Origin of the sequence: Novosphingobium sp. THN1 (genome assembly GCF_003454795.1) — a bacterium.
Taxonomy (GTDB): domain Bacteria; phylum Pseudomonadota; class Alphaproteobacteria; order Sphingomonadales; family Sphingomonadaceae; genus Novosphingobium.
In genome coordinates this window covers 1,257,025-1,281,519 of record NZ_CP028347.1, presented here as the reverse complement: position 1 = coordinate 1,281,519, position 24,495 = coordinate 1,257,025, and the positions used below count along the sequence as shown (strand labels likewise).

General features: G+C 65.7%; 28 protein-coding genes and 1 pseudogene. 18 read left to right on the top strand and 11 right to left on the bottom strand.

Annotated elements, in window-relative coordinates; all coding sequences use genetic code 11:
• Window positions 1–56 precede the first annotated feature (56 nt).
• The 4 genes and pseudogenes from C7W88_RS23550 (at window position 57) to C7W88_RS06320 (ending at window position 4,382) form a co-directional block, all read left to right on the top strand.
• A complete protein-coding gene (locus tag C7W88_RS23550) occupies window positions 57–827 on the top strand; it encodes a hypothetical protein (protein WP_240344967.1) in 771 nt (256 codons plus the stop codon).
• Window positions 828–902: 75 nt separating this feature from the next.
• The gene (locus tag C7W88_RS06330; RefSeq protein WP_118072915.1) at window positions 903–1,817 is read left to right on the top strand and encodes a sulfite exporter TauE/SafE family protein; all 915 of its coding nucleotides are present in this window, start codon (window positions 903–905) and stop codon (window positions 1,815–1,817) included.
• Window positions 1,814–2,580, top strand: a pseudogene (locus C7W88_RS06325) (TIGR02186 family protein). The gene C7W88_RS06330 and the pseudogene C7W88_RS06325 overlap by 4 nt, the downstream one beginning before the upstream one ends.
• 92 nt (window positions 2,581–2,672) lie before the next feature.
• Window positions 2,673–4,382 (top strand): ATP-binding protein, encoded by a 1,710-nt coding sequence (locus tag C7W88_RS06320; protein ID WP_205525264.1) that lies wholly within the window; start codon window positions 2,673–2,675, stop codon window positions 4,380–4,382.
• A gap of 286 nt (window positions 4,383–4,668) precedes the next feature.
• On the opposite strand, the gene C7W88_RS06315 is transcribed toward C7W88_RS06320, so the two are convergent.
• Together C7W88_RS06315 and C7W88_RS06305 are read right to left on the bottom strand one after the other, a co-directional pair.
• Window positions 4,669–6,114: an MATE family efflux transporter gene (locus C7W88_RS06315; protein ID WP_205525263.1), complete on the bottom strand. Its 1,446-nt coding sequence runs from the start codon at window positions 6,112–6,114 to the stop codon at window positions 4,669–4,671.
• Between the two features lie 515 nt (window positions 6,115–6,629).
• Window positions 6,630–7,148, bottom strand: a complete 519-nt coding sequence (locus C7W88_RS06305; protein ID WP_118072914.1) for a ubiquinol-cytochrome C chaperone family protein — start codon at window positions 7,146–7,148, stop codon at window positions 6,630–6,632.
• Between the two features lie 190 nt (window positions 7,149–7,338).
• Here C7W88_RS06305 and C7W88_RS06300 point away from each other — a divergent pair, with 190 nt between their 5' ends.
• Genes C7W88_RS06300 through C7W88_RS06280 form a run of 5 tightly spaced genes read left to right on the top strand, consistent with a single transcriptional unit; the run spans window position 7,339 to window position 10,433 of the window.
• Complete coding sequence (locus tag C7W88_RS06300) at window positions 7,339–7,833, top strand: outer membrane protein assembly factor BamE (protein ID WP_118072913.1); 495 nt, start codon at window positions 7,339–7,341, stop codon at window positions 7,831–7,833.
• Window positions 7,834–7,878: 45 nt separating this feature from the next.
• Complete coding sequence (gene hslV, locus C7W88_RS06295) at window positions 7,879–8,436, top strand: ATP-dependent protease subunit HslV (protein WP_084278476.1); 558 nt, start codon at window positions 7,879–7,881, stop codon at window positions 8,434–8,436.
• On the top strand, window positions 8,436–9,737 hold the full coding sequence (gene hslU / locus C7W88_RS06290; protein ID WP_118072912.1) for an ATP-dependent protease ATPase subunit HslU: 1,302 nt from the start codon (window positions 8,436–8,438) through the stop codon (window positions 9,735–9,737). The genes hslV and hslU overlap by 1 nt, the downstream gene beginning before the upstream one ends.
• 16 nt (window positions 9,738–9,753) lie before the next feature.
• Window positions 9,754–10,224: a GNAT family N-acetyltransferase gene (locus C7W88_RS06285; RefSeq protein ID WP_240344861.1), complete on the top strand. Its 471-nt coding sequence runs from the start codon at window positions 9,754–9,756 to the stop codon at window positions 10,222–10,224.
• An 8-nt stretch (window positions 10,225–10,232) separates the two neighbouring features.
• A complete protein-coding gene (locus C7W88_RS06280; RefSeq protein WP_118072910.1) occupies window positions 10,233–10,433 on the top strand; it encodes a DUF1737 domain-containing protein in 201 nt (66 codons plus the stop codon).
• A gap of 67 nt (window positions 10,434–10,500) precedes the next feature.
• Here C7W88_RS06280 and C7W88_RS06275 read toward each other — a convergent pair whose 3' ends face one another.
• The 5 genes from C7W88_RS06275 to C7W88_RS06255 form a co-directional block, all read right to left on the bottom strand.
• Window positions 10,501–10,743 carry a hypothetical protein gene (locus C7W88_RS06275; protein WP_118072909.1) on the bottom strand — a complete coding sequence of 81 codons (243 nt, stop codon included), beginning with the start codon at window positions 10,741–10,743 and terminating at the stop codon, window positions 10,501–10,503.
• An 89-nt stretch (window positions 10,744–10,832) separates the two neighbouring features.
• Complete coding sequence (locus C7W88_RS06270) at window positions 10,833–12,965, bottom strand: transglycosylase domain-containing protein (protein ID WP_118072908.1); 2,133 nt, start codon at window positions 12,963–12,965, stop codon at window positions 10,833–10,835.
• A gap of 144 nt (window positions 12,966–13,109) precedes the next feature.
• Entirely contained in the window at window positions 13,110–13,508 is a 399-nt protein-coding gene (gene msrB / locus C7W88_RS06265; protein ID WP_118072907.1) for a peptide-methionine (R)-S-oxide reductase MsrB, read from the bottom strand.
• 46 nt (window positions 13,509–13,554) lie between these two features.
• Complete coding sequence (locus C7W88_RS06260) at window positions 13,555–14,004, bottom strand: hypothetical protein (protein ID WP_162895932.1); 450 nt, start codon at window positions 14,002–14,004, stop codon at window positions 13,555–13,557.
• A 387-nt stretch (window positions 14,005–14,391) separates the two neighbouring features.
• Window positions 14,392–14,748 carry a hypothetical protein gene (locus tag C7W88_RS06255; RefSeq protein WP_240344860.1) on the bottom strand — a complete coding sequence of 119 codons (357 nt, stop codon included), beginning with the start codon at window positions 14,746–14,748 and terminating at the stop codon, window positions 14,392–14,394.
• Window positions 14,749–14,942: 194 nt separating this feature from the next.
• Here C7W88_RS06255 and C7W88_RS06250 point away from each other — a divergent pair, with 194 nt between their 5' ends.
• On the top strand, window positions 14,943–15,398 hold the full coding sequence (locus tag C7W88_RS06250) for a winged helix-turn-helix transcriptional regulator (protein WP_370073202.1): 456 nt from the start codon (window positions 14,943–14,945) through the stop codon (window positions 15,396–15,398).
• A gap of 142 nt (window positions 15,399–15,540) precedes the next feature.
• On the opposite strand, the gene C7W88_RS06245 is transcribed toward C7W88_RS06250, so the two are convergent.
• Window positions 15,541–15,882: a UrcA family protein gene (locus C7W88_RS06245; protein ID WP_205525262.1), complete on the bottom strand. Its 342-nt coding sequence runs from the start codon at window positions 15,880–15,882 to the stop codon at window positions 15,541–15,543.
• A gap of 229 nt (window positions 15,883–16,111) precedes the next feature.
• Here C7W88_RS06245 and C7W88_RS06240 point away from each other — a divergent pair, with 229 nt between their 5' ends.
• From C7W88_RS06240 to C7W88_RS23540, 5 genes are all read left to right on the top strand, one after another.
• A complete protein-coding gene (locus tag C7W88_RS06240; protein ID WP_118072903.1) occupies window positions 16,112–16,378 on the top strand; it encodes a hypothetical protein in 267 nt (88 codons plus the stop codon).
• Window positions 16,379–16,424: 46 nt separating this feature from the next.
• Entirely contained in the window at window positions 16,425–17,288 is an 864-nt protein-coding gene (locus tag C7W88_RS06235) for a diacylglycerol kinase family protein (protein WP_118072902.1), read from the top strand.
• A gap of 34 nt (window positions 17,289–17,322) precedes the next feature.
• A complete protein-coding gene (locus C7W88_RS06230) occupies window positions 17,323–18,171 on the top strand; it encodes a metallophosphoesterase (protein WP_118072901.1) in 849 nt (282 codons plus the stop codon).
• A 151-nt stretch (window positions 18,172–18,322) separates the two neighbouring features.
• Window positions 18,323–18,871, top strand: a complete 549-nt coding sequence (locus tag C7W88_RS23545; protein WP_240344859.1) for a hypothetical protein — start codon at window positions 18,323–18,325, stop codon at window positions 18,869–18,871.
• Window positions 18,871–19,695, top strand: a complete 825-nt coding sequence (locus C7W88_RS23540) for a methyl-accepting chemotaxis protein (protein WP_240344858.1) — start codon at window positions 18,871–18,873, stop codon at window positions 19,693–19,695. Before C7W88_RS23545 ends, C7W88_RS23540 begins: the two co-directional genes overlap by 1 nt.
• A 54-nt stretch (window positions 19,696–19,749) precedes the next feature.
• Here C7W88_RS23540 and C7W88_RS06220 read toward each other — a convergent pair whose 3' ends face one another.
• Both C7W88_RS06220 and panC read right to left on the bottom strand, forming a co-directional pair.
• The gene (locus C7W88_RS06220) at window positions 19,750–20,082 is read right to left on the bottom strand and encodes a DUF2322 family protein (RefSeq protein WP_118074617.1); all 333 of its coding nucleotides are present in this window, start codon (window positions 20,080–20,082) and stop codon (window positions 19,750–19,752) included.
• An 8-nt stretch (window positions 20,083–20,090) separates the two neighbouring features.
• The gene (gene panC, locus C7W88_RS06215; protein WP_118074616.1) at window positions 20,091–20,951 is read right to left on the bottom strand and encodes a pantoate--beta-alanine ligase; all 861 of its coding nucleotides are present in this window, start codon (window positions 20,949–20,951) and stop codon (window positions 20,091–20,093) included.
• A gap of 99 nt (window positions 20,952–21,050) precedes the next feature.
• Here panC and C7W88_RS06210 point away from each other — a divergent pair, with 99 nt between their 5' ends.
• The 3 genes from C7W88_RS06210 to pgmG are packed head-to-tail and all read left to right on the top strand — an operon-like array spanning window position 21,051 to window position 23,606.
• Window positions 21,051–21,881: a division plane positioning ATPase MipZ gene (locus tag C7W88_RS06210; protein ID WP_118072900.1), complete on the top strand. Its 831-nt coding sequence runs from the start codon at window positions 21,051–21,053 to the stop codon at window positions 21,879–21,881.
• Window positions 21,881–22,171 carry a molecular chaperone DnaJ gene (locus tag C7W88_RS06205; protein WP_118072899.1) on the top strand — a complete coding sequence of 97 codons (291 nt, stop codon included), beginning with the start codon at window positions 21,881–21,883 and terminating at the stop codon, window positions 22,169–22,171. Before C7W88_RS06210 ends, C7W88_RS06205 begins: the two co-directional genes overlap by 1 nt.
• Before the next feature lie 25 nt (window positions 22,172–22,196).
• Complete coding sequence (gene pgmG, locus C7W88_RS06200) at window positions 22,197–23,606, top strand: phosphoglucomutase/phosphomannomutase PgmG (protein ID WP_118074615.1); 1,410 nt, start codon at window positions 22,197–22,199, stop codon at window positions 23,604–23,606.
• Here the strand turns inward: pgmG and C7W88_RS06195 are convergent.
• Window positions 23,590–24,471 (bottom strand): BON domain-containing protein, encoded by an 882-nt coding sequence (locus tag C7W88_RS06195; RefSeq protein ID WP_118072898.1) that lies wholly within the window; start codon window positions 24,469–24,471, stop codon window positions 23,590–23,592. The two genes, pgmG and C7W88_RS06195, sit on opposite strands and share 17 nt — an antisense overlap.
• Window positions 24,472–24,495: the final 24 nt, after the last annotated feature.

Sequence of the window (24,495 nt, the reverse complement as noted above, 5' to 3'; positions counted from 1 at the left end):
GGCCACCTATCCCAGCCCCTGCGCCTGTTCCATTTCTTCTGCCTCCACTCGCACCGTTGCCGCCCCGCAACGCCGCCCTGATCGCTCCCATCGCCTCCACCCCCAGCCAAAGCGCCGATCCGCAGGAGTTCTACGAGCCTCTCGTCGCCAAGGACGATCCGCGCTGGAGCGGCGAGAACTGGTTGCTGATGCGCGCGGGCAGCGGTTCGGCGGCGCAAGCCCCCGGTGCGGCGTCGTATGGTGCAAGCCAGGCAGGTGCCATCGTCCGCTACCGTTTCGGCAAGGGCGAGCCGCAGGATTCCTACGGCTATCTGCGCACCTCGCTTGCCATAAACGCCCCCGGCAAGGACAAGGAAGTCGCGCTCGGCCTCGGCATCCGCCCGGTCCGCCGCCTGCCTGTCCGCGCCCTCGTCGAAGCGCGCCTGCAGGATACCAGCCGCTCGCCGACGCAAGTGCGCCCCGTCGCCACTCTCATCACCGAACTGCCATGGCAGCGCCTGCCCCGCGGCTTCCGGCTCGAGGCTTACGGGCAGGCAGGGTACGCCGGGGGCAAGGCCGCCACCGCCTTCTTCGATGCGCAGGCGCTGCTCGATCATCCTGTCCGGGGCGTCGTCTCGCGCAATGGCGATCTGCGCGCCGGGGTCGGCATGTGGTCAGGCGGGCAGGAAGGTGCAGTGCGGCTCGATGTGGGCCCCCGCGTCGCGTTCAGACTCGAAGGTGGACGCCTTTTCGGACCGACCCGCGTCGCGCTTGACTGGCGCTTGCGCATCGCCGGAAACGCCCGGCCCGGCAGCGGTCCGACCATGACGGTTACCTCCGCTTTCTGAGCCACAGTTTTTTGGCCGCAAACCGGTTTCGCGGGGTTGCTGGCACGCACCGCCCGGCCTAGCGTTGACCCGGCAATGGACGTCTATCTCCCCATCGCGAACCTGTCGGTCAACGGGCTGGTCATCGTCGGCCTCGGCGCGCTGACCGGGCTGCTTTCGGGCATGTTTGGCGTCGGCGGCGGGTTTTTGACCACGCCACTGCTGATCTTCTACGGCGTACCCCCCACCGTTGCCGCAGCCTCGGCTGCCAGCCAGGTAACCGGCGCCAGCGTTTCCGGCGCCTTTGCCCAGGCGCGGCGCGGCGGCATCGATTATCATATCGGCGCGGTGCTGGTGGCAGGCGGCGTGATCGGCACCGGGCTTGGCTCACTGCTGTTCCGCCTGCTGCAGGCGCTCGGCCAGATCGATACGGTCATCAACATCCTCTACGTGCTGATGCTTGGCGGCATCGGCGGGTTGATGGCGCACGAAAGCATCACCACCCTGCGCGCGCAGAAAACCGGCCAGCCGCTGCCCGCCCGCAAGCGCCGCCACCATCCTCTCGTCGCCAGCCTGCCACTGCGGTGGCGCTTCTACCGCTCCGGCCTCTATATCTCGCCATTGGCACCGCTGTTGCTGGGCGTCGCCACCGGCATTCTCACCATGCTCATGGGTATCGGCGGCGGCTTCATCCTCGTGCCGGCGATGCTGTACATCCTCGGCATGGGCGTGAACGTGGTGGTCGGCACCTCGCTGTTCCAGATCCTGTTCGTCACCATGGTCACCACGATGATGCACGCGCTCACCACGCGCGCGGTCGACATCGTGCTGGCCGGACTGCTGCTGGTCGGTTCGGTCACCGGTGCCCAGATCGGCACCCACTTTGCCCAGAAGGTAAAGCCCGAACAGCTCCGCCTCATCCTTGCGGTGATCGTCCTTGCCGTCGCTCTGCGCATGGCACTCGGGCTCGGCTATCGCCCGGACGAGATCTACACGGTGGTTCCGCTGTGAGGGGCCGCGTGCCGCCTCGCAGCGCCGCTCTCGCCGCATGCCTGCTTCTGCTGGGTGCGCGCGATCCGATCTTGGTGCCCGAAATCTCGCAGCACGAGATCCAGGTCCGCCAGGGCTTTACCGGGGCCGACCTGCTCCTGTTCGGCGCGATCCTCAGCCCCGAAGGCAGCCGCGCCGCGCAGGATTACGATATCGTCGTGGTGCTCGAAGGCCCGGTGCAGTCCATCGTCCTGCGCGAAAAGCAGAAGATTGCGGGCATGTGGATCAATGCCGATTCGCTCGAATTCCGCTCGGCACCCAGCTACTTCGCCGTCGCCTCCTCCCGCCCGATCGCGAAGATCGTGGATGACAAGACCGCGGCGATCTACGAGCTCGGTCTCAAGTGGCTGCAGCTTTCGCCGATTGGCGTGATCGAACCGCGCGAACAGCAGCGCTTCTCCGAGGGGCTGGTCGATCTGATGCGGCGGCAGGGCCTCTACCGTGAGGATCAGGGCAGCGTGAAGATCAGCGGGCAAGTGCTCTACCAGGCCCGGATCAGCCTGCCCTCCAGCGTCCAGACCGGCACCTATACCGCCGAAACCTTCGCCATTCGCGGGGCAAGGTCGTGGCATCGGCGATCACCCGGATCGAGGTGAAGAAGGAAGGATTCGAACGCTTCGTCGCTGTCGCGGCCGATCGCAACGGATGGCTCTATGGCCTGTTTGCGGTCATTGTCTCGGTTGCCATGGGCTGGATCGCCGGAAGGCTCTTTGCCCGCAGCTGACGCGGCTATGCCTTTCGTTGGTTTAGCCGATCTTAACCCGAAACGGATAGTCTCAGGCCAACAGCCGACAATGGCCAGAGGGTTTTGTGCAGATGTCCGAAATGGGGATGCAGGGATTCATGGCGCCTGCCGCCAACCTGGAAGAGGCCGAATCGGCATCGGCCATCTTTGCGGCACCCCAGCACGCTCTCGGGTCGGAAAACGCGCGTCAGCCTATCGGCTTCGTGCGCGATGTAGCCGGTTCCAGCTCGGCCATCGCCCTTGATCTCGCCCGCCTCGAGCAGTGCTCGTCTGATCTCGATCCCTCGGTCTCGTTGTCCGGCAAGGTCGGAAGCCAGATCAAGATCCGCGTCGGCAACTCCTGGCTGCTCGCCAGCGTGCGCACGCAGCGGCAGGATACCTCCGTCGATGGTGGCGTGGTCGCCCAGATCGACTTTCTCGGCGAAGGCGAGGAAGAGCGCCTGACCGGCAAGATTTACGGCTTCCGTCGCGGTGTCACCCGCTATCCTGTCCCCGGCGCACTGGTCTATCCCGCCACCAGCAACGACCTGCGCCAGATCTATGCCAGCGATGGCCGCACCAACATCTCGATCGGCACCGTGTTTCCCACGCGCGACATTCGCGCCGGGCTCTATGTCGATGCACTGCTCGGCAAGCACTTTGCCCTGCTCGGCTCGACCGGCACCGGCAAGTCCACCGCCGCCGCACTGATCCTCCACCGCATCTGCGAGATGGCGCCCTCGGGCCACATCGTGATGATCGACCCGCACGGCGAATATTCCAGCGCATTCCGCGTCACCGGCCAGCTGCTCGACGTATCGAACCTGCAGATGCCCTACTGGCTGATGAACTTCGAGGAACACTGCGAGATCCTCGTCACGTCCTCGGGCACCGATCGCCAGATTGACGAGGATATCCTCGCCAAGTGCCTGCTCGCCGCGCGCATGAAGAACCGCCTCGCGGAACAGATCGGCAAGATCACGGTCGATTCGCCGATTCCCTATCTGCTGTCGGACCTGATGATCATCCTGCAGAACGAGATGGGCCGCCTCGACAAGGGCACCAACTCGATTCCCTACATGCGTCTCAAGACCAAGATCGAGGAAATCCGCAGCGACCCGCGCTACCAGTTCATGTTCTCTGGCATGCTGGTGGGCGACACCATGGCCGAGTTCATCTCGAAGATCTTCCGCATGCCCGCCAATGGCAAGCCGATCTCGATCATCGACGTTTCGGGCGTTCCTTCCGAAATCACGTCCACCGTCGTCGCCGTGTTGAGCCGCCTCGTGTTCGACTACGCGATCTGGGCGCGCGACGAAGAGACACGGCCCGTGCTGCTGGTCTGCGAAGAGGCCCATCGCTACGTGCCGAGCGAGAAGAACTCGGACGGCTCTTCGGTGGGCCGCATCCTCTCGCGCATCGCCAAGGAAGGCCGCAAGTACGGCGTCTCGCTGGGCCTGATTACCCAGCGCCCGTCAGACCTTGCCGAAGGCGTGCTGTCGCAGTGCGGCACGATCATCGCCATGCGCCTCAACAACGAGCGTGACCAGGCCTTCGTCAAGGCGGCCATGCCCGAAGGCGCACGCGGTTTCGTCGATACCATCCCGGCGCTGCGCAACCGCGAATGCATCATCTCGGGCGAAGGCGTCTCTATCCCCATGCGCGTCTCGTTCGACGAGCTCGAGGCGATCAAGCGCCCTGCCTCGAATGACCCCTCGTTCTACGAACTGTGGAGCAAGACCGGCGGCGAAGACCGCGCGGTCGAACGCACGGTCCAGCGCTGGCGCGCACAAAGCCGCTGACGAGACCTGGGGTCGGAACCCTAGGCGGCGTGGACAAATTCCACAGCGCCACGGCTGGAGGCAAAAACCGCCAGTTCAAGGAGGCGAGGAAGCGCAATATCGGGAATATTGTGCGACGAGCCGACGCCGAAATGGCGGTTTTTGGTCCAGCCCCGCAGGGGTTGCCCTGTAAAAGGCCTTGGCAGCGTTGCTCGGCCTTGAAAGAGACCCACTCTTCCTGCGTCCTCGCGCCTCGCCAAGGCCTTTTACAGGGCAACCGTGGCGTTGTGGAATCTGTCCACGCCGCCTAGATGCTCGGTGCCATGCGTCCGGCAGGGTCCGCGTCGGCGTGGGTTTCCTCCTCGCACTCCTCGTCAGGCACGGCGCGAGCGCGATCTCGCCACTGTGGCTGGCGATAGGCGTAGACGGAAAGCGCCACTGCAACCGCTGAACTGACCGGGAATGCCAGCCACAGGGCGTCCGCGCCAAGGCTCGGGTAGAAGGCGTAATAGAAGCCCAGCCGCACAGGATACATGGCGATCGACAGGATGATCAGCGGGGTCCACACCACCCCGCCCGCACGCATCGTGCCGAACAGCACCATCGTGATCCCGAACAGGATATAGCTCCAGCTGGCCAGGAACTGGATATGGCGCGCCTCGTCCACCGCCGGGCTGGCCGCGCCAAGGAACAGTTCCAGCGCGGGTCGGTCGAACAGCAGGATCAGCGCACACAGCGCACCGGTAATCGTCAGGTTCAGCATGACGCCCGCCCGCGAGATGCGGTGGAGCCGCTCGTCGAGGCCCGCGCCGATCGCCTGCGCGGCCATCGCGCTGACCGCGGCGGAAATTGCCATCGCCGGCATCTGCAGGTAGGTCCACAGCTGCAGGGCGGCGCCATAGGCCGCGCTGACCAGCAGCCCCTCGCGATTGACCAGCCCGATCACGATGATGCCTGCAGCCGAAATCACCAGCATCTGCGCGCCCATCGGCAGGCCCTTGGTCAGGATATAGCCCAGCTCGTCCCGGCGCGGCCACAGCCATTTCAGCTCCGGCCCCTTCAGCCGCAGCGGCAGGTCCTTGACGTAAACGTAGGCGACGATGCCCGCCATCGACACGAACGAGGCAATCGCCGTCGCCAGCGCGGCTCCGGCGATGCCCATGGCCGGGATCGGCCCGAAACCCCCGATCAGCAGCGGGTTGAGGCAGACGTCGAGCACCGACGACAGCACCATGAACTTCAGCGGCGTTGCTGCATCGCCTCCGCCGCGCAGGCCCATGCCCAGCATCACCGTGATCATCGAGGCCGGCATGGCGATGAAGATCACCCGCAGGTAAGTCAGCGCATAGCCATAAGTCTCACCCGGCGCGGCCATCGCCGTCAGCAGTTCGGGCGCGAAGACCCAGCCCAGCGTGCCCACCAGCAGCGAAAGCAGCACGCAGAAGCCCACCGCCGAGCCGAATGTCCGCCGCGCCGCCAGCACGTCGCGCGCGCCGAAAGCCTGCCCGATCTTGACCGTAGCCGCCATGCCGAAGCCGAACGCTGCGGCAAAGACAAGGAACATCACCACGTTGGCATTGGCCGTTGCCGCCAGCGCGCCCTCGCCCAGCATGCGCCCCACCCAGACCGAATTGATCGAGCCGTTGAGGGATTGCAGGATGTTGGATGCCAGCGTCGGTGCCGAGAACAGCACCAGCGTCTTGAGGATCGGCCCGCTCGTCAGGTCCCGACCGCGCCCCGGGGGTCCAGCCAACCGATCAGTCCTTCTTGAGCGCCGCAAGCGCAGCGAACGGACCGCTGGCAACGTCGCCGCCGAGATTGTGTTCGGCGCGCGCCCTGTCGGCATCGGGGCCTTCGGCAAACGGATCGATCGCCAGCGCCAGGCTCTGCGCCACGGCCTCGCCCAGATCGAAGCTTGTCCCCTCGAATTCGATCTCGTCGCAATCGTCGGCGGTAATCTCGATTTCCTCGTCGGGATCGTGGGCCGCGCCGGGGGGACGAAGCGCAGCGCGATGGGTTCGCTGATCGTCACCGGGAAGTCCTCGCCCGAGATGGCGCAGGCCTGCATGATGGAGGCGTCGAGATGGCCCTTGGCCTCCACGGAGTTGCCCTCCTGCCGCAACGAGATGGTCGCTTGCATGGCTTTCACCTCCGAGAGTTGGAAACGCGCAGCAAGACGCTTCCGCTCCGCCTCGGTCGGCTCAAGCACGATGGGTTCATCGTTCACCTGTCGGATGTCGATGATGCGCGAAAACTCCGGATTCATGGTCATTTTCCGATCTCCGCATCGAGAACGCGGAATGCCGGCACGAGGTCCAGCCCGGCCGCGAAAGCGCGCACGCGCCGCGTCAGCAGCAGCGGATCGATGCCGTCGTGGAGGGTCACGTTGCGACTGATCGCCTCGGCCATCAGCGCCTCGTCCCGCGATGCCAGCGCCTCGCGATAGGCACCCAGGCGCCCGCCCAGCACGCTCATCAGCTGGCCCACCCGCTTGCCCACGATCACGTCGCCCACGCCACTTTCGCGCAGCTGTCCGTCCATGTCCTCCACGAACAGTTCGGTCAGCCGCACCGAAGGCTCGACGAGTTCCGCGTCGCGCTCCATGCGGATCAGCACGACCGACAGGATCAGCGTGATCATGTCGAATCGCCCGCCCACCGTGTCGGCCACGCCACAATCCCGGTACCACTCCTTCTCGCGCGCGATCTCCACCGTGCGGTGCCACAAGGGCCGCGCCACGGCGCGATCGTCCTGCTTGCGTCCGAACAGCTTGGTAAGAAGCGACATCTCGGCATTCCTTGGCGTTCCGCCCGTTCAGGGGCGATTAAATCTCGGCCGTCCAGCAGGCTGCTTGCGGGCGGCATTGCGGTATTCCAGATTGGACCCTAAGGGTCGCCCAATTGGTCTCGGCGATATAGGCTGTGCATTCCCGATGCAAACGGGCATGACGGCGATAAGTGAAGAGCGGAGTTTGCGAATGCGGAACATGCGGCTGATGGTGCAGGGTGCGGCGGTGCTCGCCCTCGGCGTAGCCGCGTCCGGCTGCGCCAGCATCAAGGACCATCGCGGCTATATCATCGACGAAGCGCTGGTCGCTTCGGTCCAGCCCGGCGTCGACAACAAGCTCTCCGTCGAACGCACGCTGGGCCGCCCGACCTTCACCAGCCAGTTTGGCCGCCAGACCTGGTACTACGTTGCCCAGAACACCCGGCAGCGCCCGTTCACCCGTCCGCAAACCTCGGACCAGAGCGTCATCGTCGTCGATTTCGACGCGCGCGGCAATGTCAGCACGCTGGCCCGCCAGGGCATGGAGAAGGTCGTCCGCCTTTCGCCTGAAAGCGACAAGACGCCGACCCTCGGGCGTGACCGCAGCTTCTTCCAGGACCTGTTCGGCAACATCGGCGCGGTTGGCGCCATCCCCGGCGGCGCGGGCGGCGGTGCGCCCACCGGCACCGGTCCCAACGGCAGCTGAGGCTCCGGCGCTTGAATTCGCCGCCGCGCTCCTCATATCGCGGCGATGGACGACAGCAGGGCGAGCCACGGCCTTATCCAGTGGCACGGCACCACCATCATCGGGGTGAAGAAGAACGGCCGCACCGTCATTGCGGGTGACGGTCAGGTTTCCATGGGCAACACGGTGATGAAGCCGAACGCCCGCAAGGTCCGCCGGATCGGGGACGGCAAGGTCATCGCTGGTTTTGCAGGCGCCACTGCCGACGCCTTCACCTTGTTCGAACGGCTCGAGCGCAAGCTCGAACAGCATCGCGGCCAGCTCATGCGCGCCGCGGTCGAACTCGCCAAGGACTGGCGGACCGACAAGTATCTGCGCAATCTCGAAGCGCTGATGATCGTCGCCGATGCCGAGACCATGCTGATCCTCACCGGCAATGGCGACGTGCTCGAACCCGAAGCGGGAATCGCCGCGATCGGCTCGGGCGGCAACTATGCCCTCGCCGCCGCGCGCGCCCTGACCGACTACGAAGACGACGCCGAGAAGATCGCCCGCCGCGCCATGCAGGTCGCCGCCGAAGTCTGCGTCTTCACCAACGACCGCGTGACGGTCGAGGAAATCTGATGCTCGATTCCCTTACCCCCAAAGCCATTGTCCGCGCGCTGGACGAACACATCGTCGGCCAGACCGATGCCAAGAAGGCGGTTGCCGTGGCCCTGCGCAATCGCTGGCGCCGCCAGCGCCTGTCGGCAGACCTGCGCGACGAGGTTTCGCCGAAGAACATCCTGATGATCGGTCCGACGGGCTGCGGCAAGACCGAGATCAGCCGCCGCCTCGCCAAGCTGGCCGATGCCCCGTTCGTGAAGGTCGAGGCGACCAAGTTCACCGAGGTCGGCTATGTCGGCCGCGACGTGGAACAGATTGCCCGCGATCTGGTCGAAGAGGCGATCCGGCTCGAAAAGGAGCGCCGCCGCGAGGCCGTGCGCGATGCGGCCAGCAAGGCGGCGATGGACCGCCTGCTCAAGGCGCTGGTCGGCGATGGCGCCAGCGAAGCCACGCGCGAAAGCTTCAAGGCAAGGCTGTCCGATGGCTCGATGAACGACGTCGAAGTCGAGATCGAGGTCGAGGACGCACCATCCGCGCCGATGGAGATCCCCGGAATGCCCGGCGGCATCGGCATGATCAACCTGTCGGACATGATGGGCAAGGCGTTCGGCAAGCAGAACCTCAAGCGCCGCAAAATGCGCGTGGCCGATGCTTGGGACAAGCTGGTCGATGAAGAAGCCGAAAAGCGCATGGACCAGGACGACGTCGCGCGCGAGGCGATCCGCAATGCCGAAACCAACGGCATCGTCTTCCTCGACGAGATCGACAAGATCGCGGTGTCGGACGTGCGCGGCGGTTCGGTCAGCCGCGAGGGCGTCCAGCGCGATCTGCTGCCGCTGATCGAGGGCACGACGGTTGCCACCAAGTACGGCCCGATGAAGACGGACCACGTGCTGTTCATTGCCTCGGGTGCGTTCCACGTGGCCAAGCCCAGCGACATGCTGCCCGAACTGCAGGGCCGCCTGCCGATTCGTGTCGAGCTCAAGGCACTGTCCGAGGACGATTTCGTGCGCATTCTTTCGGAAACGCGCGCCAATCTCGTCGAACAGTACCGCGCGCTGATCGCAACGGAGAACGTCACGCTCGATTTCACGCCCGAGTCCATCCGCGCCATTGCCCGAACCGCGGCGCAGGTGAACGAAAGCGTCGAGAACATCGGCGCCCGCCGCCTGCAGACGGTGATGGAAAAGCTGCTTGAGGAAGTAAGCTTCGATGCCGAAGACCGCACCGGCGAGACGGTGACGGTGGACGAGGCCTACGTCGCCGAAAAGCTCGCAAACCTTGCCGGCAATGCGGACCTTTCGAAGTACATCCTGTGACCGTCGGACAGTGAACGTGCGGCTCGTCCCGGCTACGCAGACGCATTTCGCGCGCCTGCTTGACGGGCAGCCGCCAGAGCCGGAGGTTGCCTTGCCGGACACGCCGGTGGCCGAACCGGAAGTGCTCCCGATGCTGGCTGGGCTGGCCGAGGCTGTCAGCGCGCTGTTCACACCCTCGGCCTGGCTGATCGTGGCAGGTGACGAACTCGTCGGCCTGATGTCCGTCACGTCCGTGCTCGAGGAAGGTCGGCTGCAGATCGGTTACGGCGTGGCGCCGGGCTCGCAAGGGCGCGGCCACGCTTCGGCAGCAGTGGCGGCCTTGGTCGATTGGGCGCAATCGGACGATCGCGTCAAAGCGCTTTACGCAGAAACGCGCACTGACAACATCGCCTCGCAGCGCGTGCTGGAGCGGGGCGGCTTTGCCAGGACCGGCGAGCGGCTTGACGAGGAGGACGGCGCGCTGTTCTGTTGGCAGGTAGATTGCTGAGGACCCGCATGTACAACACGCCCGAAGACCGCCCCGTATACCGCCTTCTCACCGGCAAGGACGACCGCGCCTTTTGCGAGCGCGTGTCCGAGGCCTTGGCGCAAGGGTGGCGGCTCTATGGCTCGCCGTCGATGACCTATGACGGCGGCATGGACTGCATCAAGGTGGCGCAGGCCGTGGTGTGGCACGAGGCAGACGTGGTCAAGTAAGGCTCCGCTCACGCAGCAACGGCCGGGGTTATGCCCGGCCGTTACCTGTGAGAACACGAATTACCGATCAATACGTTGCCGGCGGATCGCTCGCCGGAAAGCTCTCGTCCGAGGCTTGGTCGACCTTGTCCCAGCGCTTGGGGTCCGATCGCATGCCCTCGGTCCCGGCACTGCGCACCTTGGCGAAATTCCCGCCAGCCTCTTCGCCCTGCGCGAAAGCGGCCGGTGCCTGTTCGTCGCGGTTCTTTTGCGCCACGCGCCAGATCGCATATCCCGCCGCTCCTGCGACGGCCCATTGCAGCAGGCTCATTACTCGTCTCCTGATTGGCGGAAGGCTCGCGGCCTTCCTTCTCAATCAGGCAAACGCGCCAAGCCCGGAAAGGTTCAGGCCCGAATAGCTCAGGGCACCTGAACCGGGCGCGGAGTATTGGTCGGACGCGGGCGCGCGCCTGCCGCTGCCGGGTCGTTGCCATCGCGGCGGCCGGTGGCGCGGTTGAGGAAATCGTCGTTCGCTGCCTGCGGCACCTCCGGCGGCACCCCCTCGGGCGGTGCATTGGGGTCAATCGCACCCTCGTCGCCACGCCGGCGCGACGGGTCGACCAGGTTGCCCTGCTCGTCGACATAGAAGTAGTCGTCAGGGTTGCCCTGCATCGCCTCATCATCGGGTTCGAGTTGCCATTCCGGCAGCTTGAGCTCGGTGTCGAACTGTTCGACCGGGCGCTTGCGCGTCGCGACCTTCATGTAGGCGGCGAAGGCCCGCGCCGGTGCGGCGCCGCCCTGCAGGCCAGGCACGGCCTTGGCATCATCGCGGCCCATCCACACCCCGGTGGTGATCCCGCTCGAAAAGCCGAGGAACCAGCCGTCCTTGTTCGACGAGGTCGTCCCAGTCTTGCCGGCAACCGGCCTGCCGATCTGCGCAGCGCGGCCCGTGCCGATGTTGACTGCGGTCTGCATCAGGTCGGTCATCGCGGCGGCGACATAGGGCGGGACGAGCTGCTGCGCGGCTTCCGTGCGGTGGGTGTAGAGCACTTCGCCGTCGGTCGTCGTCACCTTGCGGATGCCGTAGGGCGTTACCGACATGCCCTTGGCCTGAACCGAGGCGAACGCGCGCACCATGTCGATCACGCGCGCTTCGGACGATCCCAGCACCATCGAGGGCAGGGTGTTGATCGGCGTGGTGATGCCAAAGCGGCGCGCCATGTTGGCCACGGTGCCAAAGCCCACTTCATTGCCAAGCTGCGCCGCAACCGTGTTCTTGGAATAGGCAAAGGCGGTGCGCAGGTCGATCTCGCCGGCATAGCGATTGCCGTCGTTGCGCGGCGTCCACCCATCGATCGTCACCGGCTCGTCGACCACGCGGTCATCCGGCGTGTAACCGGCCTCGAGTGCCGAAAGATAGACGAACAGCTTCCACGCCGAACCGGGCTGGCGCACCGCATTGACCGCACGGTTGTAGTTCGAGCTCAAATAGTCCGTGCCGCCGACCATGGCGAGGACCGCGCCGTCGCGATCAAGCGAGACCAGTGCGCCCTGTGCGCCCTTCGGTGCAAATCCCGCCACGGCACTGGTCGCCGCCTTCTGCGCGATCGGATCGAGCGTGGTCCACACTTCGATCGGCTTGTCGTTCTCGGGCAGGATCAGGTCGAGCTGCGGCAGCGCCCAGTCGGTGAAATAGCGCGCCGAATTCTGGCCTGCGCTGTCCGAGACCATCTTCACGGCCTTGAGGTCAACGCTCTGCGCTTCCTGCGCGGTCAGCACGCCCGCGCTCTGCATCGTCTGCAGAACCACGCCGGCGCGGCCCACGGCGGCATCGGCATCGGCCGTGGGCGAATAGCGTGACGGGGCCTTGACCAGTCCGGCAATGATCGCCGCCTCGGGCAGCGTGATTTCCTCGCCCGAATGGCCGAAGAATTTCCGCGCCGCGCTGTCGATGCCATAGGCACCGCCGCCGAAGTAGACCTTGTTGAGGTACAGCTCGAGGATCTGGTCCTTCGAGAACTTCTGTTCGAGCGCCAGCGCCAGCACCCATTCGCGCGCCTTGCGGCCGAAGGTCTTGGTGTTGTTGAGGAAGATGTTGCGGGCAAGCTGCTGCGTGATCGTCGATCCGCCCTGCCGCCACGTGCCGCTTTCCACGCGCACCATCAGCGAACGGACGATGCCGATCGGGTCCACGCCCCAATGGCTGCGATAGCGCCGGTCCTCGACCGAGATCATCGCATCCTTCATGTCCTGCGGGATGCGCTCGTAGGGGATCCATTTGCCGTAGCTCGGCCCCAGTGTCACGATCTCGGACCCGTCGGCGGCACGCACCACGATCATCTGGCCGGTCTGGCTCGATTTCAGTTCGCCATAGCCGGGCAGCGAGCGCACCGTGACGGCAACCGCCACCACCAGCCCGATCGTGCCGAGCAGCGCAAATCCGGCACCCCACGCAAGAAGCCGCCGGGCCCATCGGCCCAGCATCGATCTGCTCTTGGGTTGCGGCTCCGACCTGCCGCCCTCGGGGCGGCGGGGAATGTCCCGTCTGGCCATCAGTCTTGTACCGCTTCCCTCATTCTCGGCCTCGTTCCGGCATCGGCGCAGGCCGTCCACGCAAATCTGCGGCCCTTTGCATAGGGCAGTTGTAACGCAGGGTTAACCGCAAAATCGGCGAACGGCCAATGCCGTCGGTTCAACTCAGTCCTTCGGGGTGAAGTCGAGCGAGGCGCTGTTCATGCAATAGCGCAGGCCGGTGGGGTTCGGACCATCGGGAAACACGTGGCCAAGGTGCCCGTCGCAGCGGGCGCAGCGCACCTCTGTGCGGACCATGCCGTGCGAGCGATCGACGATCTCCTCGACCGCCTCGGCTTCGACCGGGGCATAGAAGCTCGGCCAGCCCGAACCGCTGTCGTACTTGGTGTCGGACGTGAACAGCGGCGCGCCGCAGCCGGCACAATGGTACTCGCCGGGTGCCTTGTTCTTCTCGTAAGCCCCGGTGAACGCGCGCTCGGTGCCGCCCTGGCGCAGGATCTGGTACTGCTCGGGCGAAAGACGCTCGCGCCATTCGGCGTCGGTCAGGTTCATCTTGTCAGGCATCGGGGGATCTCCTTTGCCGCCAATATGGGAAGCCCCGCCGCCCCGCTCAATAGTGCGATTTTTCCTGCGGCCTGGCGAATTCATAGCAGCGCGCGATGTCGTACTTGTCGACCCCGCCCTTGCCGTCACCTGCCTCGGCCGCCATCGCCTCGCGCGCTTCGGCCAGCGTGCGGTCTGCATCGTCGCCACTGCCACCGGCGGCGATGATCGCCTCGCGCTCGCGCGATGAAAGCACGGATTCCAGCGTCTTGAGGTCCTGCGCCGAAGTGCTCATCCCTTCGCGGGCATGGACCTCACTGTAGGCGAGGCCGAGGATCGCGGCGCATTGCTTCAGCGTCGGCGCGACCAGCGGCGGCACGGTGGCGTCAAGCCGGGCAAGGCAAGGCTTCGCGAGCGCCGACAGCGCCTTGTCGGGATCGGGCGCAGTCTGCAGCGCCTGAACCTGCACGGCGATCAGGTCGCGCACCTGCTCACGGGTCAGGGCACCTTCCTTCATTGCGCGTTCGCCCGTGTCAGCGAAGAAGGTCTTGCCGCGCAACGCCAGCGGCGGCCAGCCTTCCAGCGCATCCCCCCCGATTGTTCGAGTGCAACAATGGCAAAGGCAGCCGCACAGCGCAGATCGTCGCGGCCTTGGGCGGTGAGCTGCGGCGCGGCCAAGGCCTGTGCCCCGGCCTGTGCCGGCACAAATCCAACTGTCAGGGGCAGAAGGGCAACTCTGGCGAGCAGGGCGGTAACTCTGAGGGGCAAAGGCATGGCATGAGCATAGCGAAAAAAGGGGCCGCGAACAGACGTGCTGTTCACGGCCCATGTGACCTTCACGGTCAGGGATTGCGCACTCGGCAGGGTATCAAGAGGGAGTGCGCGCTGGAGACTGGTACTGGACTTATCCGGCCGCGGCCTCGTTGCAGCGGGCGAGGTCCTCGGCCGCCAAGTCACCCTGCGGGGTGGCGAAGCGGGCGACGGGGCCGACCTTCTGGGCGAGGCGGGCGCAGACGATCACCGGGCGCGAGGTGTCGCGCGGGGCGGAGCATTCGGCGCCTTCGCACTTCCACAGCACGCCCTTCTGGATGACCTTCTGCATGCCGTCCATCGGACGGGTCAGCGTGGCCGAATAGAACGCGCCGCCGGTGTTGGCGCGGGCCGTGTTGGCGGTGACCGCAAAGCTGAAGGTGGTGCCGACCAGTGCAAGGACTGCCGGGAGGAGCTGGCGCATGGCGCTGCTGGAATTTGCTGAGATCATCGTTCTTCCCCTGAATTACCTTGTTAAGGGCCTCGGAAATTGCGGGGTTCTGGAGAGGATGCTATTTCCGTTGCGAATCGCTACCTATCAATATAGGTTTCAGGTTGCAACTAGAAACTTAAACAGGTGCCGCAGATGGGTTATGCAGAAGACGATATGGACAAACTGCGCGAACCCTTGGGCGAGATTGCCCAGTGCGGCCTTCCCTTGCCCTCGAAGCGATGGGGGAACGCTGGTCGTTCATGATCCTGCGCGCCGCCTTCAACGGGGTGCGCCACTTCGAGGATTTCCTCGAAGCGCTGGGCATTGCGCGCAACATCCTGTCGAACCGCCTGTCAAGGCTGGTCGAGGCCGGCATACTCAAGCGCGAACACTGCGCCGATGATCGCCGTCGCATCGAATACCGCCTGACGCCGAAGGGTCTGGACCTCCTCCCCGCAATGCTGGCCCTGCGCCAGTGGGGCGAGAAGTGGGAACTTGGCGTGCCCGCCAATCCGGTCCTTTGCGACAATCGCGACGGCAGGCCGATTGCGGCAATCGGCATTCTTTCGCACGATGGCCGCAAGCTCACTCCTGACGACCTGACCTGGCGCGATCGGGGCGAGATCGAAGCCGAGCCAAAGCCTGCCGCATTTCGCGAGGTTGGCTGAAGGGTCTTCAGAAAAGAGGGACTTCAGGAAAAAGGGCCAAGAGAAAAAAGGCCAAGAGAAAAAAGGACCGCCGGACTAGCGACGGTCCCTTGAGTTTGACCCGGTGGGGGACTGGATCCGCCGGGTTTGCAAGCTGCCGGGATCAGCGGACAGCAAGATCAGTCTTGGAATTCTTGGCGGCCAGCGCAGTGGCCTTCACTTCGGCCTTGGCGCGGCGGGCATCGGCCATCGAGCGGGCAAAACAATCGCGTGCCGCTTCCCATTCGCTGGTCGGCAGGTCCGCCTTGTTCAGGCCACAGATGTCCTTGGCGGCATGACGAAGGCGGGCGTTGAGCTGGGCCTCGCCCTGCTTGGTGGTAAGATCGAGATCGGAGTAGCCAACGAGGCGCGTGCCGGCGAAGGCAGGCTGGCTGGCGGAAAGGGCGAGGCCGAGGAGGCCGGCGGAGAACAGGGTCTTGGCAAACATGGCAACTTCCTTCGACACGGGTGCCGGCGGGGACCGGCCTTGGGGGCGTTTCAGCGGCTGGTCCGGCTCTTCCGGTGCACCGCATGCATTTTCGCTACGCCCGGTCGTCGATGAAATCTTGCGCGTCTCGACCAGCTTTCCGTTACGAACGACAAGTGTTTAGCCCGTCCGACGAAACGCAATGTCCACTCCACGAACTGCAGGTGTGACAATCCTGCGGCGATTCCCTAAAGGTCTCGTCCAGTCCATGGCGATTCTGATCACTTTCCTTCTGGGCATCGGCAACTTCGCGCTGCACCGCGCCATGCTGGATAGCGGGCACCCCCTGCTGGCCCGGCTGCCGTGGATGGTTCACGCCCTTGGCGGCCGCTTCACGCTGATGCTGGAATTCCTGCTGCTGCTGGGGGCGCTGCTGTTTGCCGCCGAAGGCGTGGTCAGCGGCCCGATCGCCTACGTCATCTATTCCATGCTCAACAGCTTCTCGGCCTGGCTGATCCTGACAGACCGCGTTTAGAGCAGCCGCTGCGGAACCGCCGCGCCTGCTACCGGTTCTGCCGGTGATGACGCTCTCTCCTCTCTGGCTCGTGACGAACGCCGCAAGCGGCAGCAACAGCGATGCAGCGGTCGACGATCTCGTCGCCTCGCTCTCGGCTGCCGGGTGCGCGCCGGCGCGGGTCATCCGCTTTCCCGACGAGGACCTGCCGACGCGCGCGCAGCTTGAAGCAGAGGGGATCGCGACGCTTGCCGTCTTCACCGGCGACGGCACGATCAATGCCGCCGCTTCCGCGCTCGAAGGCTGGGGCGGTGGCTTGCTCGTCCTTCCCGGCGGCACGCAGAACCTCCTGTCGAAGTCTCTCCACGGCGACGTTCCGGCAGAGGAAGTGACCGGCAAGCTCGGCACGGCGCGACGCGTGCGGCGACAGGCGCTGCGCACTTCGCAAGGCGTCGCCCTGATCGAACTGCTGGCCGGCCCCGGCGCGATGTGGGCCGACGTGCGCGAAAGCGTGCGCGATCTCGACCTGCCCACCATTGCCGAGACTTTCACAACGGCCCTGCGCGAAACCCGCGAAGGACCGGGCGTTCGCCTCGCCGCACCCGCAACCGCCGCGCGGCCCGAAGGCTACCGCGCCGTGCGCATGGCCCCGCTCGACGGGGACAGCATGGAAGTGGACGGATACGACTTTTCCGACTGGGGCGAGTTCGCCGCGCAAGGCTTTGCCATGCTGGTGAAGCGCGATTTCCGGCAGGGCCCGCATGACGAACTCGGCCAATGTTCGTTGGCAACGCTGGAAAGCGACGGCCCGATCGCCATGATGATCGACGGCGAACGGCGCGAAGGCAGCATGCGCGAAGAGGTTGCCTGCGAGGAGTTCGCGCTCGACTTCCTCTCGACTATCGCGCCTGGCAACACACCCGGCGCTTGACCGCAGCGGGCCCAGCGACGATCACCCCAGCGCCATGACCCGCCTGTTTCACATCAGCGATATCCACTTCGGCCTCGAAGACCGGCGCGCCCTCGATTGGGTGGCGCAATGCATCGCGCGCGAGAAGCCCGATGCCGTGGCGATCACCGGCGATCTGACGATGCGGGCCCGGCACCGCGAATTCACCGCCGCCTGCCACTGGATCAAGGCTTTGGACGTGCCGGTCACTGTCGAAGTGGGCAACCACGACCTGCCCTACTTCAACCTGATCGAACGCTTCGTCGATCCCTACCGCCGCTTCCGCTCGATCGAAGGCGTGCTGGAGCGGGAGCTGCCGATCCCCGGCGCGAAGATCGTGCCGCTGAAGACAACCGCACGCGCGCAGCTCCGCCTGAACTGGTCGAAAGGCACGGTCGGCAAGGCCGCGCTGGCGCAGACCCTTGCCGCGATCGACGCCCTGCCAGCGGGCACCCGCGCCATCGTTGCCTGCCATCACCCGCTGGTCGAGGCGGGCACGCGTGGCAAGGCGCTGACCCGCGGCGGCAACCATGCGCTGGCCGAACTGGCCCGGCGCAACGTCCTCGCCGTGCTGTCAGGCCACGTCCACGATGCGTTTGACCTGATCCACCCCACCGCCAACGGCCCGGTGCGGATGATCGGCGCGGGCACGCTCAGCCAGCGCGTCCGCTCCACCCCACCCAGCTTCAACGAACTGACGCTGGATGGCGACAATATCACTGTCCGCGTGCGCAACCTCGAACACGTGCCCACCCGCGACATGCTGATCGACGACGTGCCCGAAAATGCGCTCCCGCCCCGGACCCAGGGCGAACCGGTGGCGCCGGTCGCCGCCATACCGGCGAACGATCCGCCGGTTCATTGAACGAACCCTTCTCAGGCACTGTCCTGAGTAAACGCTCGTATGCACTTTTGGGCATTGTTTGGCGATCGGCCGCTAGATGCGGTCAGGTCAGGGATTGTCGCATCCGTTCTTGTCGCGCTGCTGATCCCTCCAAGCGGGAGTCGGTGTCGCAATGCTTGAGTGGTTTGAACAAAAGGCGCCGATCCGCCTGAAATTTCGCGCCCTGCTGGTCGCATATACCCTGCTGTCGGTTGTCGGACTGACCGGCACTGCGCTCGCCGCCTTCGACATGGCGCCGGTCTGGGCGTGCCTCGGCCTGGGCCTGGCATCACTAGTGGCGATCATGGTGACGACGGAGATCGCACGGGAGCGCATATGCGCCCCCTATGTGAACACCGTCGTGCGCATGGAAGCCCTGGCCGCAGGCGATACCGAAAGCGAGATCTGGTACACCAATTACCGCGACTGCGTGGGACGGATGACCAAGGCCATGGCCACCTTCAGCGAGAACGCCATAGAGATCCGCAAGGCCCGGGCGACACAGGAAATTGTCGTCAGAACGCTCAAGTCATCGCTGAGCGAGCTGGCCGACAACCGCCTTGACTGCCAGATTCGTGACCCGCTTCCGGGGGCTACGACGACTTGCGCAGCGATTTCAATCGGGCTGTGGACGCACTGGGCAAGGCCATCAGCAGCGTTCATCAAGCCGCCCTCAGCGTGATGAGCGGCTCGGATGAAATCAACGCGGCATCGAACGACCTCGCCCGTCGCAACGAACAGCAAGCGGCCAGCATCGAGCAGACATCGGCATCGCTCAACCTGGTCACTCAGGGCGTGAACGCCATGGCGCAGTCGGCCCACGAAGCGCGGGACGCGATCGCGCAGGCGCAGGGCGAGGCGATCGACGCCGGAAGCGTCGTCGATAAGGCCGTCGAAGCGATGTCGGCCATCGCGGTTTCCGCAGACCAGATCGCCCAGATCGTCGGCCTGATCGATGGCATCGCCTTCCAGACCAACTTGCTGGCGCTCAACGCCGGTGTCGAGGCGGCCCGCGCGGGCGATGCCGGCAAAGGCTTTGCCGTGGTCGCCACGGAAGTCCGTGCATTGGCGCAGCGGTCGGCCGATGCGGCGCAGGAGATCCGCGCGCTGATCTCGAAATCCGGCGAACAGGTGACTTCGGGCGTGAGCCTTGTCAGCCAGACCGGATCGGTTCTGGTCGGCATCGTCAATCGCGTGAGCGAGATCAACGACCTGGTCTCGCAGATCGCGGCCACGGCCCGCGAGCAGGCGACCAGTCTGGACACCGTGAACCAGACCGTCGCAGACGTCGACCGGGTGACGCAGCAGAATGCGGCGATGGTCGAAGAGTCGACGGCTGCGGCCCGTTCGCTGTCGCGCGAGGCTGCCGAGCTGACCGAGGTGGTGCAGCGGTTCGCCGGGGGCAGGACAATGTCGCCGCGATCCGCCCCGCAGCGCCGGCCCCCTCGTTGCACGCCGCCCCGCTTGCGGCATCGCCCTACCGCAGTACCGGCAATGCTGCCCTGAAACTTGAACCGGAGAACGACTGGTCGGAATTCTGACGACCTGTCGGCTGCAAGTTCAGGGGACAGCCCTGATCTGCAGCGCAGTCCCCTTTTCGATCACGTCGATCAGCCGGTCGATGTTGGGATGCGCGCCGGGGCGAGCCCGGGCGTCGGGCGTGTGTTCGGCGAAGACCTCAAGGGCATGGGCAGATGCCGCAGCATCGAGCTTGCCGAAGCAGAGCTGCAGGTAGTTGTAGACCTTGAGCGAGCCTTGCTTGCCTGCTTCGTTGGGAATCGTCGCCACGACCGTGCCCGCCGCGTCGATCAGATCGAGGCGCGCGATGCCGTCGATGGCGGGCAGCAGGGCGAGGTTGTCCTTGAACGAGGCGGTCGGTGTAATCGGCGTCATTGCCAAGGTCATTGCTGGCCCACTCCCATGTTGTCGATAAGGCGCGCCGCGCCGATGCGGGCGGCAACGAGCAGGCGGGCGCTTTGCCCGGCATAGCTGTCGATCGCCTCGAGCGTCGCCGCATCGCGCAAGTCTGCGTAGTCGATTGACGTGAACCCGGCGGCGAGCACTTCGGCGTTCAGCGCGGCGAGCGCCTGCGGCACCGGCGCGCCGCCCTCGATCGCCGCGATGGCGCGGCGCATGGCAGCAGATAGCCCTGCGGCCTGTTCACGCTCCTGTTCGGTCAGGTACTGGTTGCGGCTGCTCAGGGCGAGGCCGCTTGGCTCGCGCACGGTTTCGACGCCGATGATGTTCGAGACGTGGGGCTGGGTCAGATCGAGGTCGCGCGCCATGCGGCGGATCACCGCCAGCTGCTGCCAGTCCTTTTCCCCGAACAGCGCAAAGTCCGGGCGGACCTGGTTGAACAGCTTGCACACCACGGTGGCGACGCCATCGAAATGGCCGGGCCGCGCGGCGCCGCAGGCAACCTCGCTCACGCCCGAAACCGAGATGTTGGTGGCATAGCCTTGCGGGTACATCTGATCGACCGTGGGCGCCCACAGCACGGCGACGCCTTCGGCTTCGAGCAGCGCGGCATCGGCGGCGAGCCGGCGCGGGTAGGCATCGAGGTCCTCGTTCGGGCCGAACTGGCGCGGATTGACGAAAATCGAGGCGACGACGTGGCTTGCGCGTGCCTTGGCTTCGCGCACCAGGGTGAGATGGCCTTCGTGCAACGCGCCCATGGTAGGGACGAACGCCACGGTTTTTCCCCCGATTTTGAGCGCGTCGACCGCATTGCGCAGGTCTTCCAGCCGGTTGATCGTTTGCACCTTGGCAGCCACTCCACTAAGTCAGATGGCACGGGCGATACGGGCGGCGGACGCCTCTCGCAAGCCCGTGCAGCGTATCAACCACGTGAGTTACCAGCCTTGTCCAGCGCCTCGTCCCTTGGCCCGCATCGCATCGTCTTCGCCAACGAAAAGGGCGGCACCGGCAAGTCGACAACTGCGGTCCACGTCGCCGTGGCCCTCGCCTACCAGGGCGCGCGCGTGGCGACGATCGACCTCGATGCTCGCCAGCGCACGATGCACCGCTATTTCGAGAACCGCGCCGAGACGATGCGCCGGCGCGAGATCACGCTGCCGACCGCGACTTTCGAGGTCTATGGCGGGGACAGCATCGAGGAGCTCGACGCGCTGACCGAGCGGCTTTCGCAGGACCACGACTTCATCATCTTCGACACCCCCGGCCGCGACGATGTGCTGGCCCGCCACGTGGCTACGCGCGCGGATTCGCTGGTCACCCCGCTCAACGACAGCTTCGTCGACTTCGATCTGATCGGCCAGGTGGACGCAGAAACCTTCAAGGTGCGCCGCCTGTCGTTCTATGCCGAATTGATCTGGGAAGCGCGCAAGAAGCGGGCGATGGCCACGATCAAGGATGCGCGCCGGGAAATGGACTGGGTCGTCGTGCGCAACCGCACCGGCTATACCGAAGCGCGCAACCAGCGCCGTATCGACCAGGCGCTGACCGAACTGTCCAAGCGCGTCGGCTTCCGCGTGGCCAGCGGCCTTTCGGAGCGCGTGATCTATCGCGAACTGTTCCCGAGCGGACTGACCCTGCTCGACAAGGGCCATCTTGGCGAGCTCGGCACCAGCCACCTCGTCGCGCGGCAGGAACTGCGCACGCTGGTTTCGGGCCTCAACCTGCCGATGCCGGGCAAGGCCGCACCTGAGACCAAGCTGGAAAGCGCTGCCTGATGATCAAGCTGCTCACGCTTGCGATCCTGGCCAGCCTTGCGTGCAAGCTGCTGGCAGGGCGCTGGCCGTGGGAGCTTCTGCAAGGAGACCCGCGCGCCGCCAACGAGGCGCGGGCACGCAACCTTCTCGGCATCGGGCCGCAGGCGGGTTATGACGAAGTGATCGAGGCGCACCGGCGGCTGCTCCAGAAGGTCCACCCCGATCGCGGCGGCAGCAACGAAGCCGTGCATGAAGCCAATGCCGCGCGCGATCTGCTGCTGGCGCGGCTGGCCGACCGGCGCGGGACCTGATCGGGTCGGCGAGGCCAGCAACGGGATGACGGCGCACCGCTTCCACCCTTCGATCCTGCGCGAATACGATATTCGCGGCGTCTTTGGCGAAACCTTGAGCGCGGACGATGCCCGCGCCGTCGGCCGCAGCTTTGGCTCGGTGGTGCGATCGCGCGGCGGCAGCCGGGTGGCGGTGGGCTGCGACGGGCGCATCAGCACGCCGGTGCTGGAACATGCGCTGGTCGAAGGGCTGACTGCCAGCGGCGTTGACGTGGTCCGGATCGGGCTGGGACCGAGCCCGATGCTCTATTTCGCGGCAACGCCCGGTTCGGGCGGGTTAGCCCAAGAGGTGCAGGGCGGCGTTCAGGTAACCGGCAGCCACAATCCCGCCAATCACAATGGCTTCAAGATGGTACTTGAAGGGGCGGCGTTCTTCGGCAGCGACATAGTCGATCTCGGGCGGATCGCCGAGGAAGGCGCGTGGACTTCCGGAAACGGACGCATCAAGGACGCCGACGTTTCCGCCGCTTACGTCGATTGCCTGATCGGCGCGCTGGATAGCATCGGCCTGGATGTGCTGCATGGCCTCGCCATTGGCTGGGACGCGGGCAACGGCGCTGCCGGCCCCCTGATCGAGGCGTTGACCGCCCGACTGCCCGGACGGCATGTCCTTCTTCATACGAGCGTGGACGGCCATTTTCCCAACCATCATCCTGATCCGACTGTGGAAGCCAATCTCACCGATCTTCGCCGCGCTGTCGCGGCGGGAAGCCTCGACTTCGGACTAGCATTCGACGGGGATGGGGACCGGATCGGCGCGGTCGACGGCCGCGGCCGCGTACTCTGGGCCGACCAGCTTCTGGCGATCTATGCCGAGGAAGTGCTGCGAGAGCGCCCGAAATCCACGATTATCGCCGATGTGAAGGCCAGCTCAACGCTGTTTGCGCGGATTGCGGAACTCGGCGGAACGCCGCTGATGTGGAAAACCGGGCATTCGCCGATCAAGTCCAAAATGAAGGAGACACTTGCCCCGCTGGCCGGGGAAATGAGCGGTCACATGTTCTTTGCCGACCGTTACTTCGGTTTTGACGACGCACTCTATGCCGCCGTCCGGCTGATCGCGGCAACCGTCACGCTCGGCAAGTCGGTAACGCAGATGCGCGATGGCATGCCCGAAATGGTGGCGACGCCCGAATTGCGCTTTGCCGTACCGCGCGAACGCAAGGCAGCAGCTGTCGCCGAGGTGCTGCATGGTCTTCGTGAGGATGGAGCTGCCGTGAACGACACGGACGGCGTTCGCGTCGATACAACCGATGGCTGGTGGTTGCTGCGGTCATCCAACACCGAGGACGTGCTGGTGGTCCGCGCCGAGTCGGCAGACCAAGGCGGGCTCGACCGGCTCATGGCCCAAGTCGACGCCCGCCTTGCTGCGGTGGGGATCAGGCGTCCGGCGTAAACGAACGGTCGCCGTTGCCCCAGCCGAGCGTGCCGCCCTGGCCTTCAAGGCCGCTGCCGGTCTTCACGCGCAGGTTGTTCTGCACATGCTTCACCCCGCCGATGTCCTCGACGACGTCTTCCGCGCGGCGCTTCTCGGCGCGGCTGCCCACCGTGCCGGCAAGCGTGACTTCGCCTTCGGTGACCATGACTGTGATCTGGCGCGCATCGATGTGGTGGTCATCGGTCAGGCGATCGTTGGCGTCCTCGCGGATGCGTTCGTCCGAGCGCGTGTAGTCGCCCGGGCCCTTCCCGCGATGGCTTTCGCGCCGGCCGTCATCGCGGTCGCCATCGCCACCGAACCAGCCGCGCACTTCATCGACAGCACGGTCGAAAAAGCCGCGGGGATCGTGGTCGCCGTAACCGCCGCGACCGCTGTAGCCGTAGGACGACGGGTAACCACCGGCAGAGCCGGTGCCATAGGCGCCGTATCCGGCAGGCCCGCCCCAGGCGCGACGGCCTTCGCCATAGTCTTCAGACGTGAAATAGTCGCCCGTGTTTGCGGCATTGCCGGTGGCGGTATCACGCCAGCGCGAGCGGCCCTGCGGGGCGCGGCCCTGGCCGGTATAGTGCCGGTCGCCCACTTCCCAGTCGTGGGTGCGCCGATCGCCGCGCATGTCCTGATCCATCCATCCGGTCGGCGGATCGCCCAACGGCGTTGACGCCCCGGTCGAGCCGGAGCGGCCCCACTGGTCTCGGCTGCGGTTGCTGCGGTCATAGCGATCGCGATCGAATTCCGGGGCGAACTCGCCGGAATAGTCGCGCGACTGGCGTCGCTCTTCGTCCTGCCAGCGGTCGCGCGAGTTCCAATCCATGCGTTGGCCCATGGCCTTTCTCCTTTCAAGGCGTTG